The 12412-nt window shown below is 72.0% G+C and carries 15 protein-coding genes; 3 read left to right on the top strand and 12 right to left on the bottom strand.

What is annotated here, in order from left to right; translation table 11 throughout:
* Positions 1 to 21 precede the first annotated feature (21 nt).
* The gene (locus J2X46_RS06420) at positions 22 to 1629 is read right to left on the bottom strand and encodes a beta-1,3-glucanase family protein (protein ID WP_310248244.1); all 1608 of its coding nucleotides are present in this window, start codon (positions 1627 to 1629) and stop codon (positions 22 to 24) included.
* Positions 1630 to 1822: 193 nt separating this feature from the next.
* On the opposite strand from J2X46_RS06420, the gene J2X46_RS06415 reads away from it, so the two are divergent.
* Both J2X46_RS06415 and J2X46_RS06410 read left to right on the top strand, forming a co-directional pair.
* The gene (locus J2X46_RS06415) at positions 1823 to 2758 is read left to right on the top strand and encodes an acyl-ACP desaturase (protein ID WP_310248241.1); all 936 of its coding nucleotides are present in this window, start codon (positions 1823 to 1825) and stop codon (positions 2756 to 2758) included.
* 77 nt (positions 2759 to 2835) lie between these two features.
* The gene (locus J2X46_RS06410; RefSeq protein ID WP_310248239.1) at positions 2836 to 3225 is read left to right on the top strand and encodes a DUF2237 domain-containing protein; all 390 of its coding nucleotides are present in this window, start codon (positions 2836 to 2838) and stop codon (positions 3223 to 3225) included.
* Here J2X46_RS06410 and J2X46_RS06405 read toward each other — a convergent pair.
* The 9 genes from J2X46_RS06405 to J2X46_RS06365 all read right to left on the bottom strand — a co-directional run bounded on the left by J2X46_RS06405 (position 3219) and on the right by J2X46_RS06365 (position 10891).
* Positions 3219 to 4166: a hypothetical protein gene (locus tag J2X46_RS06405; RefSeq protein WP_310248236.1), complete on the bottom strand. Its 948-nt coding sequence runs from the start codon at positions 4164 to 4166 to the stop codon at positions 3219 to 3221. The two genes, J2X46_RS06410 and J2X46_RS06405, sit on opposite strands and share 7 nt — an antisense overlap.
* Complete coding sequence (locus J2X46_RS06400; protein WP_310248233.1) at positions 4163 to 4678, bottom strand: SigE family RNA polymerase sigma factor; 516 nt, start codon at positions 4676 to 4678, stop codon at positions 4163 to 4165. The genes J2X46_RS06405 and J2X46_RS06400 overlap by 4 nt, the downstream gene beginning before the upstream one ends.
* Before the next feature lie 205 nt (positions 4679 to 4883).
* Positions 4884 to 5612 (bottom strand): MOSC domain-containing protein, encoded by a 729-nt coding sequence (locus J2X46_RS06395; RefSeq protein WP_310248230.1) that lies wholly within the window; start codon positions 5610 to 5612, stop codon positions 4884 to 4886.
* A 4-nt stretch (positions 5613 to 5616) separates the two neighbouring features.
* On the bottom strand, positions 5617 to 6105 hold the full coding sequence (locus J2X46_RS06390) for a mycothiol transferase (RefSeq protein ID WP_310248227.1): 489 nt from the start codon (positions 6103 to 6105) through the stop codon (positions 5617 to 5619).
* Positions 6106 to 6158: 53 nt separating this feature from the next.
* Positions 6159 to 6566 carry a hypothetical protein gene (locus J2X46_RS06385; RefSeq protein ID WP_310248225.1) on the bottom strand — a complete coding sequence of 136 codons (408 nt, stop codon included), beginning with the start codon at positions 6564 to 6566 and terminating at the stop codon, positions 6159 to 6161.
* On the bottom strand, positions 6550 to 6801 hold the full coding sequence (locus J2X46_RS06380) for a hypothetical protein (protein WP_310248222.1): 252 nt from the start codon (positions 6799 to 6801) through the stop codon (positions 6550 to 6552). Before J2X46_RS06380 ends, J2X46_RS06385 begins: the two co-directional genes overlap by 17 nt.
* Positions 6798 to 7463: a DUF2306 domain-containing protein gene (locus J2X46_RS06375; protein ID WP_310248220.1), complete on the bottom strand. Its 666-nt coding sequence runs from the start codon at positions 7461 to 7463 to the stop codon at positions 6798 to 6800. Before J2X46_RS06375 ends, J2X46_RS06380 begins: the two co-directional genes overlap by 4 nt.
* Positions 7460 to 8137, bottom strand: a complete 678-nt coding sequence (locus J2X46_RS06370; protein ID WP_310248216.1) for a hypothetical protein — start codon at positions 8135 to 8137, stop codon at positions 7460 to 7462. The genes J2X46_RS06375 and J2X46_RS06370 overlap by 4 nt, the downstream gene beginning before the upstream one ends.
* A gap of 108 nt (positions 8138 to 8245) precedes the next feature.
* Positions 8246 to 10891, bottom strand: a complete 2646-nt coding sequence (locus tag J2X46_RS06365; protein WP_310248213.1) for a tetratricopeptide repeat protein — start codon at positions 10889 to 10891, stop codon at positions 8246 to 8248.
* Between the two features lie 43 nt (positions 10892 to 10934).
* Here J2X46_RS06365 and J2X46_RS06360 point away from each other — a divergent pair, with 43 nt between their 5' ends.
* The gene (locus tag J2X46_RS06360; RefSeq protein ID WP_310248210.1) at positions 10935 to 11558 is read left to right on the top strand and encodes a nucleoside/nucleotide kinase family protein; all 624 of its coding nucleotides are present in this window, start codon (positions 10935 to 10937) and stop codon (positions 11556 to 11558) included.
* Between the two features lie 131 nt (positions 11559 to 11689).
* Here J2X46_RS06360 and J2X46_RS06355 read toward each other — a convergent pair whose 3' ends face one another.
* Positions 11690 to 12067, bottom strand: coding sequence for a PIN domain-containing protein (locus tag J2X46_RS06355; protein ID WP_310248208.1), 378 nt, complete (start codon positions 12065 to 12067; stop codon positions 11690 to 11692).
* The gene (locus tag J2X46_RS06350) at positions 12064 to 12291 is read right to left on the bottom strand and encodes a hypothetical protein (RefSeq protein ID WP_310248206.1); all 228 of its coding nucleotides are present in this window, start codon (positions 12289 to 12291) and stop codon (positions 12064 to 12066) included. The genes J2X46_RS06355 and J2X46_RS06350 overlap by 4 nt, the downstream gene beginning before the upstream one ends.
* Between the last annotated feature and the right edge of the window lie 121 nt (positions 12292 to 12412).

Here is a 12412-nt window from a genome sequence, read left to right as displayed (position 1 = left end):
ACCCGCCTCCCCCGGCCGCCCTCAGCCCAGGCGCCACTTCTGGTTGGCGGTCCCTGCGCAGGTCCAGAGCTGCAGCGCGGCCCCGTTGGCCGCGTTGACGTCCGTGATGTCCACGCACTTGTTGGCCTGCGGGTTCACCAGGTCGCCGGCGCCGCTGAGCACGAACTGCTGGGCGGGGTTGCCGCTGCAGCGCGCGATCTGGATCGGCGTACCGTCACCGGTCGCGCCGCCCGCGACGTCCATGCACATCCCGTTCTGGGTGCGCAGCGTCCCGTTGACCCGCTCCCAGCGCTGGTTCGTGCCGCCGTGGCAGTCCCACATGATCAGCCGCTGGCCGTCGGCGAAGTTCCAGTTGGGTACGTCGATGCACTTGCTGTTGAGCTGGCTGATCAGCGTGTTGCCCGTGGTAGCGGGCGGGTTGGTCGGCGGGTTCGTCGAGCCGCCCGGACCGAACGGCGTCAGCGTGATCCCGGCCGAGCGCGGGTCGCCGCTGTAGACCAGCGACTCCTGTGCCTGGACGTCGTCGAAGGCGAAGCCGTAGGCCCGGCCGTCGACCATGTTCTGGTGCACCAGCCGCGAGTAGTGGTTGGTGATCGAGCCCTGGTAGAAGTCCGCCGCCGTGCCGCTCGGCTGGGTGTCGAGCCGGCCGAGGGTGGAGCGGTGCAGTGCCGCGCAGAGCGTGCGGGCGATCGGCCCGACGACCTGGTCGTTGGGTGCACCGAGGGCACCGTCGCAACCCCAGACGTTGCCGGTGCTCGGGCGCTGGAACGACGCGACCTGCTGGCCGGCGCTGTTCGTGAAGTTCATCGTCGTCCCGGACGTACGCCCGAAGTAGCGCACGTCGGGCCGGTCACCGAACGGCACGACCGTCAGCGTCTTGGAGGCGTAGGCGTTCCACGCGCTGGCGATGTAGGGGTCGAGGTAGGTGCGGTCGAAGTAGCCGGCGTCCGCCGCCTTTCCCGGCGAGAGCACGCGCAGCACCGTGCCGTCGGCGCGGGTGCGGACGAGTCCCGCCCACCCCGCCTGGTTCCGTACGCCGTTGATGACCTTGTTGCGGCCGTCGTCGACCAGCCGGCCGGTCGTCCGCGTCACGTTGTCGGAGCCCGTCACCGAGACGGCGTGCGGCACGGCGAACATGTCGACCTGCGAGCTGTTCAGCCAGAGCCCGGCGTCGTTGTAGGTGAACTCGCTCCAGTCGAAGAGGATGTTCTCGCTCGGGTCGCCGGGCGCCCAGGGAGCGGGCTGCACGAGGCCGTCGGGCGTCAGCCGGAAGGGCAGCCGCTCGCCGAAGGACATGTAGAGCCGGCCGGAGAAGCCGCGCGGCACGTTGACCGTGGTGCTCGAGCCGGTGCCGCCCATCCGGATCGAGACGTCGGGCGCGGGGCTCGGCGGGTTGCTGCCCGCAGGCCACGGGGTGAAGGTGCCGGCCTGGTTGACGTACCCCAGGCGACCGGTCGCGAGGTTGACGCCGACGACGTAGAGGTAGACGTCCTCGCCGCGCTGGGACTGGTTGACGATGTTGAAGGGCAGGCGATCGGGACCGATCGCGGAGGCCGGTGTGGCCGGACTGGCGAGTGAGAGCGAGGCCGCGAGGGCGGCCAGTGCGACGAGCGCGCGACGGATGCGCATGGTGGACCTTCTTCCCGAGAGAGTGTGACGGCGGTCACGTTATGAGAGCGCTTCCACTCCTTGTCAAGAGTGGCCATCGGGGGCCGGACCACTGGTCTGCGGACCACTTCCGGCAGTGGTCTGCTCTGGTCGAACGGGCCGCCGCGGGTGTAGGCATGGGCGCGAGGACACGTCCACTCGAGGAGATCGATCCATGGCCGCTCTCGCCACCGAACAGCTGCTGACCGAGCTCGAGCCGGTGGTGGAGGAGAACCTCAACCGCCACCTCGGCCTCGCCGACGAGTGGATGCCGCACGAGTACGTCCCGTGGAGCCTGGGTCGCGACTTCAAGGACCTCGGTGGCGAGCCGTGGTCGGTGGAGCAGTCGCAGCTCTCGCCGATCGCGCGCACCGCGCTCGAGGTCAACCTGCTCACCGAGGACAACCTGCCGAGCTACCACCGCGAGATCGACCGCGCCTTCGGCCGCGACAGCGCGTGGGGCACGTGGGTCAACCGGTGGACCGCCGAGGAGGGCCGGCACGCGTTCTGCATCCGCGACTACCTCCTCGTCACGCGCGGCGTCGACCCCGATGAGCTCGAGCGGGCGCGGATGGAGACGATGGAGATCGGCTACGAGTCGCTCGACAAGTCACTGCTCAACGTCTGCGCCTACGTCTCGTTCCAGGAGCTCGCGACCCGCATCTCCCACCGCAACACCGGCCGCTACACCAACGAGCCGATCGCGGAGAAGCTGCTCACCCGGGTGGCCAAGGACGAGAACCTCCACATGATCTTCTACCGCAACCTCGTGGCCGCGGCGCTCGAGCTCACGCCGAGCCAGACGATGCGCGCGATCACGGAGGAGGTCATCGGCTTCCAGATGCCCGGCAACGTGATCCCCGGCTTCTCGCGCAAGGCGGTCACGATGGCGAAGGCCGGCATCTACGACCTGCGCATCCACCACGACGACATCGTCACTCCCCTGCTCCGCCAGTGGGGGGTCTGGGAGCTCGAGGGCCTCGACGAGGACGGCGAGAAGGCGCGCGACGAGCTCGCCGCCGCCGTCTCCGCCCTCGACACCGAGGCCGCCCGCTTCGTCGAGCGCCGCGCGGAGGCCGAGGCCAAGAAGGCCGCCCGCTCCGCCGGTTGAGGTGCGGCCACCCGTGCCGGTTGAGGTGCGAGCGCAGCGAGCCTCGAAACCCCTCGCGATCAAGGCATGATCGACCCATGACCGAGCGCAACGTCCTGGGCGGAGAGCTGGAGCCGTGCGGCACCGACCCGGTCACCGGCTACTACCGCGACGGCACCTGCACGGTCGGCCTGGACGTTGGCCTCCACGCGATCTGCGCGGTGATGACCGAGGAGTTCCTCGCCCACCAGCGCTCGGTGGGCAACGACCTCTCCACGCCCCGACCGGAGTTCGCCTTCCCCGGGCTCGTGCCCGGCGACCGCTGGTGCGTCGTCGCGGCTCGCTGGCTCCAGGCGTACGACGCCGGTGTGGCGGCCCCGGTCGTGCTGGCCGCCACGTCGGAGCGCGCGCTGGACGTCGTACCTCTCGAGGTGCTGCAGGCACTCTCCGTCGACGTGCCGCCCGACCTCAGCGCCCTGGATCACTGACCGTCGGCCAGCCTGCGCCGCACGATCCCGAGCCGGGCGTCGGGAGGTACGTCGCCGACGATCCGCAGCGTGACCGTGTGGGCTTCGAGAGCATTGAGCCGGTCGCCCGTGCTGCTGCCGCCGAGCGGGAAGGTCCGCGGCGACGCCGTCGCCACCCCGTCGACCAGCAGCTCGACGTCCGCGCTCGCACCGACGGGGTCGGTGACCAGCTCGAGGAGCACCTCCTCGTCGAAGGCGGGGAAGGTCACGGTCAGCCTGCGCTCCCCCGGCTCGGACTCGACGGAGTCGAGGTACGCCCACTCCTGGCCGAGCGAGACCTCGAGCGGGGCGACATCCGTCCCGGCGAGCATGGTGACCGCCGGGGGCATCTCGTAGACCGCCGCGGCCAGGATGGCGCCTTCCGGCTGCACGGCCTCGCCGCCCAGCGTGATCCAGACGGCCAGCTCGACGTCGTTGCCGACGGGCTCGGCGCTCGACCACCGGAAGCTCATCGACTCGCCCAGCACCTCGAGCGGTCCGCAGGGAGCCGTCTCCTCGAACTGGTCGTCGACGGCGCGGTGGACGACGTACTCGGGGCCGAGGCCTGCGCAGGTCACCATCCACTCTGACCCCGACGGTGCATCGACGGTGAGGAACAGCGGCTCGCCGTCGTGGGTCTCGCCGGAGGTGATCAGCGTGCGGCCGGCGAAGCTCGGCGCGACGTCGATGACGCGGGTGGGCTCGGGGGCGGGCTCGGGCGGCGGGTTGCCCCCCAGCAGCCCGCTGGCCCCGATGCCGGCGGCGGTCACTGCGAGCGCGGCGACGGCGGTCGCGGCGTACTGCCGACGGCGCATCGAGCGCGCCTGCTCGCGGGCCCGTCCGGCCCGGCCGATCGTCGGGCTGCCGGCCACGTCGTCGGCCCGGTCGACCATGGTCTGGCGGAGCATCTCCTCGACGTTCATCGCGTCGCCCTCCCCTCGTCGACCAGCGCCGCGTCGATCCGCAGCTTCGCCAGTCCCTTCGCGCTCTGGCTCTTCACGGTGCCGACACTGCAGTCCAGGACGCGCGCGGTCTCCGCCTCGGTGAGGTCCTCGTAGAACCGGAGGACCAGCACGGCCCGCTGTCCGCGCGGCAGTCGCGCCAGCGCCGACCACATGTCCGGGTCGCGCGTCGGCTGGCTCGCGCTCGTCTCGGGCACCGCGTCGCTCGGCTTCTCGCCGCGCCACTTGCGCCGCCACCACGAGGCGTACGTCGTCACCATCACCTTGCGCACATAGGCGTCCGGCTCGTCGACCCGCGACCACGCCAGCCAGAGCTTGGCGAGCGAGGTCTGCAACAGGTCCTCCGCGCGACCGTGGTCGTGCGTGAGCAGGTACGCCGTCGTCAGCAGGCGCGTCGCCCGGCTCGCGACGAAGTCCTCGAACTCGGCCACGCGGTCCGTCGCACCGGCATGGATCGCCGTCGGTCGCACCATGGCAACGGCCTCCTCACCACTCGGGTCCATGCCACACAGGACCGGCTGGGTGCGGCGATTGGTTGCCCGGGGCGCATCGCCGTCGGTTCGAGGCTAGACCTCAGCACTCGGCCAGGACACCGTGCAGGCAGTTCGCGTCGGGCCGGTCCGCGTCGAGCGTGGCCCGAGCCGTGCGGGCGACGAACTGCCTGCACGGTGCACGGCATCAGGCGCCAGCGCGCACGACTCCGGGGGTCACGACCTCGGCGTAGACCCCGAACATCGGCTCGCCGGCCTTGTTCGTGGGCCGGGTCCGCGCGAGCTCCTTGAGCAGTCGGCGGTCCTTCACCCCGGTCTCGGGGTGGTGGTCGATGACCGCGCAGCGCGGGACCGGGCCGCCGATCCTGACCTCGGCGTCACCGATGCCGAACGACGTACCGAGCCAGGTGTCCTCGACCCACGGGTCGTCGGTCTCGACGACCAACGTCGCGCGGAAGCGCGCGGCCTCAGCGTCGATCGCTGCCAGAGAGGCGGCCCCGACGATCGTGATCGGCGAGGCGAAGACCACGCCACCGCGCGGCGCGGCAGCGAGTCGTACGGCCTTGCCCAGGAAGTCGGAGACCAGCCCGGCGTGCGGCCCGTCGGTCAGCGCGAGGTCGACCTCGCGGCCCCAGTAGTCGCAGGTGATCGTCTCCCCCGAGGGATGAGCGGCCGCGGCGACCGACTCCCCCGACGGGAGCGTCATCGAGAGCTCCCCGCCCTCCACCTGCGCGACGACGCCGACCAGCGTGGGGTGCTGCACCGTGCGCAGCACCCGCTGCGCCGCGACGTCGACCATGCACCAGACCCGGTCGCCGACGGGCCCGACCTCGTCGAGCTCGATCGACGGGAGCGCCAGGTGGCGCATCCCCTTCACCGGCGAGAAGCCGGCGGATCGGACGACGAGGTCGGGCACACGGTCAGTGTCGCAGCAGCCCCTTGACGTACGCCGCCTGCCCGAGGTGCTGGAGGCAGTCGCCCTGGATGCTGACGAGGCGCACACCAGCGGTGACGGGCGGGTCCCAGCGCTGGTCGACCTCCCGCTCGAGCTCCTTCTCGTCGACGGTCTCGAGGTAGCGAGCCGTCGCGAGGGTGACCTCGTGGTGGTACTCGACCAGCAGCGCCGGATCGGTGATCCGCACCGCGTCGACCTGCTCGCTGGTGTGGCCGAAGCCGATGTCGTCGGTGTCGTTGGGCAGCCCGAACCTCTCCCACACCTGGGCCGAGTCGGCGAGGCCGGCGACGTGGTGGTCCTGCACCCGAGCCAGGTGCCAGAGCAGCCAGCCGATCGGGTTGCCGGTGCCGCCCGGGCGGTGGTGCAGGCTCTCGTCGTCGAGCCCCTCAGCGAGGCCGTCGTACAGCTCCGTGATCCGGCCGAAGCCCTCGGTCAACAGTCCGCGAACGTCCATGCTGCCCAACGTAACCAGCGCTCGTGCTGCCACAACCGCCCGCGCGGGTGTGCTCACCGCACGAACGTCCGCCACACGTACCTCCAGGGCACGACCGCTCCGATCACCACGACCAGCGAGCAGCTGATCGCCACCTCGACGTAGGCGGGACCCAGATCGTCGGACATCGCTCGCGGAAGCGCCACGAGCGAGAGCCACAACGCCTTCCAGAGCACTTCGAAGACCAGCAACGGCAGCATCCTGATCGGACGCCACGCCCCGAGGAGGGCCAGCAGCGACATCGCCGTCAGCAGGCAGAGGGTGACCCCGTCGTACAGCGGGAGGGCCCGCGCGTCGGGCACCAGCGGCCACTTCACGACTGCGAGCCCGATGGCCATCAGCAGGTAGCCACCACGCATCGCGTGGATCCGCAGCGGCGACAGGTCAGTGGCGACGGGTGCCGCCTCAGCAAGCAGGGACATGGTCTTCTCCTTCATCGTCGATGGGCATGACGGCGGACTCGAGGGAGAGCAGGGTGGCCCCGATGTCGCGCAACCCCGAGAGCACGCCGTGGAGCTCGGACTGGTCGGCGAGCCGACCGGTGAGGGTGGTGGTGCCGTCGGCGTTGCGCGTGAGCACCAGCCCGCCGAGCCGGTCGCACCAGTGGTCGTCGAGGTGGCCCGCGACCCGGATCTCGTACGCCGCCGGGCCGGTCATGGCGACACGACCTCCGCCGGAACCCGTCGCGCCCGTGACGTACGACGCCGGGCCGGGCGCCGGATCGCCCACTCGGCCACCGCCAGGTTGATCACCCAGGCGGCCACCCTGAGGAGGTCCCCGCGGAGCTCCCCGTGGCCGAGGACGGCCTCGCCGAACCCGAGCGTGAAGACCTGCGTGCCGGCGCCGAGCGCGAGTGCGTACCCCCGGATCATCCAGGCCCGGTGGGCCCGGAAGTCACGGCGCCGTGCGGCGGCGACGCCGACGACGAGGCAACCGGCCATCGCCGGTGCGACGACCAGGCGCAGGACGAGGAGGAGAGGACCCGTGCCCGGCTGGGGGTCGTAGAACAGGGTGAGCCAGAGCGCGGAGCCGGCGACCATCAGCCCTGCCACCGCGAGCACCCGTCCCGCGCGGCGGTGCCAGTCCGGGTGGCGACGCCGGATCGTCGGGACGAGCTGGAAGACGCAGCCCACGGCGAAGACCGCCGATCCGACGATGTGGACGACCAGGGCCATCGGCCAGTCGAGGAACCGGTCGTCCGCCGGCATGATCTCCGGCCCTCCGGCCAGCTGCACCAGCCGGAGGGTTCCCGACAGCACCGGGACGAAGCAGAGGGCGAGCAGGACGACCGGGAGCAGCCGGTCGGCGCGGCGGGTCATCGGACCGCGGGCTCGAGGACCGCGCCGGCCGGCTCGCCCGCCGGGGAGTCGGCGGGGTTGCGCCAGAGCGCGATGCCGAGCGCGATGAGCGCGATGCCCTCGGGGACCGCGAACGGACGGTTGAAGGCGTGCGGCAGGAAGGCGAGGGCCGCCGTGCCCACCGTGCTGACTGCGAGCAGCGCCGAGGCCCAGCGAGGCAGGATCGCGGTGCGGAAGAGCGCGACGCCGAAGACGAGGCCGCCGAGCATGTAGCCCGCGCCGGCGAGGTTGAGCACCACCTGCATGCCGCCGATGTCCCCAGCGGCTGTGCCGCCTCCGGCCGCGGTCACCACTTCCATGACGTAGCCGTGGTCGGTGTCGAGCAGCGTCGGCAGCACCGCGGCCGCGATGACCTCCACGCTGAACAGCGTGAGGTAGCCGAGCGAGAAGAGGACGTAGCCGACCAGACCCAGAACGCCGGCCCGCCGGTGCTGGCGCAGGTACATCCCGGCGATGCCCGCGAGCGCGAGGGCGGCCATCACGGCCTTGGCGCAGCAGCGCACCACCCACTCGGTGGTGTCGGTGTCGAACGCGGCCTCGGCCGGGTGGTTGACCTGGACGGCGACGAAGATGCTCCCGGCGACCGCGGCGGCGACGCCCGCGGCCCTGAGGAGGCCGGTGCTGGTGACGTTCATGGTGGCTCCTTGAGTCCTGCCGGGCGGGGTGCCCGGCGATGTCCAGGACGCTAGGAACCGAGGTGGTGAGCCCACATCACATCGTGATGTGACCCTGCTGGTGATCCCTCACAGGAGGTCGCGCTCGGCCGCGCGGCGTACGGCGGCGCGGCGGGTGTTCACGTCGAGCTTGGTGAAGATGTGCTTGGTGTGCGTGCGCAGGGTGTTGAGCGAGACGAAGAGCCGGCACGCGATCTCCGGACCGGTCAGGTCGGTCGCGAGCAGCCGCAGCACCTCGAGCTCACGCTCGCTGAGGCCCTCGACCTGCTGTGAGGTTCGTGCGGGCTCGTCCTCCGCGACCGCCGCGAGCACCGTGGCGGCGTGCTCGTCGGTCCGCGCCAGGAGCAGCTCGCGCATCGGCTCCCCCTCGTCGAGGAACAACCGTCGATGTCCGTGCGGCACACCGCGCTCGAGCGCCTCGCCCAGTGCGGCCTGTGCCTGCTCGAGGTCACCCGCGGCGTGGTGGGCGAGAGCGCGTACGACGAGTGCGTCGAGCACGCTGCCACCACGACCGGCGGCCCCGGCGTCCGCTGCCACCCGTTCCGTCAGCCGCACGACTTCGTCGAGACGGTCGCGCTCGGACACCATCAGTCGGGCACGCGTCAGCTGGTCGAACTCCTCGAGGAAGCCACCTGCTTCGGTGCCCGCGGCGGACGCCCACGCGCGGGCCTCGTCCAGGCGCCCTGCCACGATGAGGGCCCGGGCGCGCAGTGCCGGGATCGGGCGCACGTCGGGGAAGAACCCGGGCAGCCACAGCCTCTCCGCCTCGTCGAGCATGGCGAGCGCGCCGTCGAGGTCGCCCCGCGCACGGTGCAGCGCGGCCCTCGCGAGCGGGGCGCGGTGTCGATTCTCGAGCAGGGACGCCCGTTCGCCGAGGTCCGCCGCGTCCGCCAGGAGCACCTCCGCCTCGGCCAGCCTGCCCTGCTCGACCAGCACGGTGGCGAGTCCGACGTACACGTCGCCGGTGGTCGTCAGGGGTGGCCCTGGGACTGCCTGCGCGGTCGCGAGCGCATCCTCGAGCAGGCGCAGCGCCTCGTCGGGGCGTCCACGCCCGGTCGCGATGCTCGCCAGCACGACGGTCATCCCGAGCCCGTCGGCGACGTTGCCCGCGGCCCCGATGTGCCGGACTGCTTCGCCGAAGGTGTCGTACGCCGCCGGGAGGTCGCCGGCAGCCCAGGCCGCCAGCCCGAGGAAGCCCGACGACGCCCCTCGCAGGAAGTGGTCGTCCGGACCCGCGAGGCCGCGGGCGCGCCGGGCGTGGGTGACCGCGCCCGCGGTGTCGCCCCGCGCCTGGGCGACCGTGACCCGGTAGAGCGCGATCATGCCCGGCAGGCCGGCCAGCTCCTGCTCGCGAACCGCCCGTGCCGCGTCGGAGCCCCTGCCGACAGCGTTCGCCGTCCCCGACTCCCCCGCGTCGAGCCACGCCTCGACCCCGTCGAGATGACCCTCCGACAGCCGTGCCCACCCGGCCTGCGTGGCCAGCAGCGGCCGGTGTCGTACGACGTCCTCCGGCAGCTCGTGGAGCCATGTCCGCAGGGTCCGGTCCTCGCGTCGCCGACGCAGGCCGGCCAGGGCGAGCTCGACCACGTCGGCCGCCTGCTCGGGGTCGCCACCGGCCAGCGCGTGGGCCACGCCCTCGTCGAAGCGGTCGTGGGCGGCGTACCAGTCGGCGGCGTCGCGGTGCAGCCGCGAGGCACGTCCGGGGTCGGCGGCGACGAGTCGGGCTCGCAGCGCCTCGGCGAAGAGGTGGTGGTAGCGCCACCACCGCCGCTGGTCGTCGAGGGGGACGAGGAACAGGTTCGCCCGCTCGAGCTGCTCCAGCCGTTCCTGCCCGTCGCTGCGTCCGGTCAGCGCGTCGCACAGCGGACCGCTGAGGTCGTCCAGCACCGAGGTGTCGAGGAGGAACGACCGCACGTCGTCGGGCTGGCCGGCGAGGACCTCCTCCACGAGGTAGTCCATGACGAACCGGTGGGTGCCGGCGAATGCCTCGACGAAGCCGCCGCGGTCGGCGGCACCCGCCGCGGAGACACCCGCGAGCTGCAGCCCGGTCGCCCACCCCTCGGTCCGTCGCGCCAGCGCGGCGACGTGCTGCTGCTCCAGGCCCAGCCCCATCACGTCGTTGAGGAACGCCGTCGCCTCGGCATCGGTGAACCGCAGGTCGGCAGCACGGACCTCCAGCAGCTCTCCGCGTGCCCGCAGCCGCGCCACGGGAAGGGGCGGGTCGGCTCGCGTGGCCATCGCGAGCGTGACCTGGGATGGGAGGTTGTCCAGGAGGAAGGTGACCGCCTCGTCCACCTCGGCGCTGTCCACCACGTGGTAGTCGTCGAGCGCGACGACCGTGGGGCCGGGCAGGGAGTCGAGGTCGTCGAGGAGCCCGACCAGCACGTCCTCGTGCGCGACGGCTGGCTCGCCCTCGAGCTGCGCCATCGACCCGGCGCCGACCTCGGGACTGGTCACCTGCACGGCAGCGACGAGATGGGTGAGGAATCGTCTGAGGTCCGCATCGCCCGCGTCGAGCGAGAGCCAGGCCACCCGGGCACCGCTGCTGGCGAGCCACTGCGTGAGCAGCGTGGTCTTGCCGAAGCCTGCCGGGGCGGCCACCAGCACCAGCCGCGGCATCGGCCCGTCCGTCGCGAGCCGGTCCGTGAGCCGGGACCGCGCGACGAGCCCGCGACGTGATCTCGGGACACGCAGCTTCGCGGCCAGCACAGCCATGGCCTCAGGCTAGTGGCGGGCGCCGTCCAACTACGCTCCCCGCATGACCACCGAGGTCTCCTCGCTGCTCGACCGGATCGCTGTTCTGCTCGCCGCACCCCGCCGCGTGGTCCTCGGCATCACGGGTGCGCCGGGAGCGGGCAAGACCACCCTCGCCGAGACGCTGCTGGCCGCACTGCCCGCCGACACCGTCGCCCACCTTCCGATGGACGGCTTCCACCTCGCAGACGCGCAGCTGTCGCGCCTGGGCCTGCGCGACCACAAGGGCGCGCCTGAGACCTTTGACGTCGACGGGTACGTCGCCGCGCTGCGCCGGCTGCACGACGAGCCCGACCGCACGCTCTACGTCCCCGGCTTCGAGCGCGACCTCGAGCAGCCGATCGCCGCCGCCATCGCGATCGAGCCCTCCGCGCGGATCGTCGTCACTGAGGGCAACTACCTCCTGCTACCCGACGACGGCTGGGAGCGCGTCCGGCCGCTGCTCACCGAGGCCTGGTTCGTCGATGGCGACGACGACGTACGCCGCGCGCGGCTCGTCGCGCGCCATGAGCAGTTCGGCAAGCCACCGGCCGCCGCCCGCGCCTGGGTCGAGCAGGTGGACGAGCCCAACGCACGCCTGATCGCCGCGACCCGCGGATCGGCCGACCTCGTCGTCCGCATGTCATAGGTGGTCGAGTAGCCCGCGAGGAACGAGCGGGCGTATCGAGACCCATCAGCCATCGGTGGTTGAGGTGCGAGCGCAGCGAGCCTCGAAACCCCACAAGCCGCCGACCTCCGCAGGCCCTTCACCAGAGGCGCTCAGACTGGCACGATCGGCACGGACGGGTCTAGGGCGCGCAGGTCTTCGGGATCAGACGTGACGACAGCATGCCCACGACTTCGCGCATGCCAGACGACGTGCGCGTCGACGACGTCGTGACGACCCGCGGTCCCGCACAGGCGCCCGACCTCGCGCGCCGCGTGCACGTCGTACGCGGGCGTGTCCACACCTCGCGCCGAAAGGAGGGCGCCGAGGCGCGCCTGGCGCGATCCGCCACGCCACACTTGGGCGACGACCTCAGGGATCACGTGGACCTCGAGCCCGCGGTCAGCCGCTTCGCGCAGCAGCGCCCGGACCTCTGGGTCTCCGCGCTCGATCGCGATCAAGGCACCCGCATCGAGGCTCAGCCCCGTCACAGGGCATCCAGGACGCGGGCCGCCCGGCCCATGGCGGCCGCACCGGGCGCACCGAGCTCGGCATCCATCTCGTCCAGCACCTCGGACAACGTGCGTCGCCGCGACTTCTCCGTGAGCGCTTCAGCGACATAGGCCGACACCGAGCCGGCGCGACCTGCCGCCACCGCAGCGCGCGCCTCTTCGACCAGGTGGTCAGGCAGGCTCACAGCGATCTTGGCGGTCATACTGTGATCATACCGCGCCGAGGCGGTCACGCTGCGTGGCATACGGTCCACTGAACCCCGACGCCCGCCGTGGCACCAGACGCTCCGGCGCATCTGTGGACAACTGTTCTAGACCCCCGGA

The sequence above is a fragment of the Nocardioides sp. BE266 genome, from assembly GCF_031457855.1.
Lineage (GTDB): Bacteria > Actinomycetota > Actinomycetes > Propionibacteriales > Nocardioidaceae > Nocardioides.
The sequence above is the reverse complement of the archived record's forward strand: the minus strand, read 5'-3'. Positions and strand labels throughout refer to the sequence as shown.

Coding starts and splice junctions, on each gene's coding strand:
- J2X46_RS06400 (WP_310248233.1), bottom strand. CDS start 4,678: ATGGTGCGACCGACGGCGATCCATGCCGGTGCGACGGACCGCGTGGCC.
- J2X46_RS06385 (WP_310248225.1), bottom strand. CDS start 6,566: ATGTCCCTGCTTGCTGAGGCGGCACCCGTCGCCACTGACCTGTCGCCG.
- J2X46_RS06350 (WP_310248206.1), bottom strand. CDS start 12,291: ATGACCGCCAAGATCGCTGTGAGCCTGCCTGACCACCTGGTCGAAGAG.
- J2X46_RS06360 (WP_310248210.1), top strand. CDS start 10,935: ATGACCACCGAGGTCTCCTCGCTGCTCGACCGGATCGCTGTTCTGCTC.
- J2X46_RS06410 (WP_310248239.1), top strand. CDS start 2,836: ATGACCGAGCGCAACGTCCTGGGCGGAGAGCTGGAGCCGTGCGGCACC.
- J2X46_RS06380 (WP_310248222.1), bottom strand. CDS start 6,801: ATGACCGGCCCGGCGGCGTACGAGATCCGGGTCGCGGGCCACCTCGAC.
- J2X46_RS06370 (WP_310248216.1), bottom strand. CDS start 8,137: ATGAACGTCACCAGCACCGGCCTCCTCAGGGCCGCGGGCGTCGCCGCC.
- J2X46_RS06420 (WP_310248244.1), bottom strand. CDS start 1,629: ATGCGCATCCGTCGCGCGCTCGTCGCACTGGCCGCCCTCGCGGCCTCG.
- J2X46_RS06375 (WP_310248220.1), bottom strand. CDS start 7,463: ATGACCCGCCGCGCCGACCGGCTGCTCCCGGTCGTCCTGCTCGCCCTC.
- J2X46_RS06405 (WP_310248236.1), bottom strand. CDS start 4,166: ATGAACGTCGAGGAGATGCTCCGCCAGACCATGGTCGACCGGGCCGAC.
- J2X46_RS06415 (WP_310248241.1), top strand. CDS start 1,823: ATGGCCGCTCTCGCCACCGAACAGCTGCTGACCGAGCTCGAGCCGGTG.
- J2X46_RS06390 (WP_310248227.1), bottom strand. CDS start 6,105: ATGGACGTTCGCGGACTGTTGACCGAGGGCTTCGGCCGGATCACGGAG.
- J2X46_RS06365 (WP_310248213.1), bottom strand. CDS start 10,891: ATGGCTGTGCTGGCCGCGAAGCTGCGTGTCCCGAGATCACGTCGCGGG.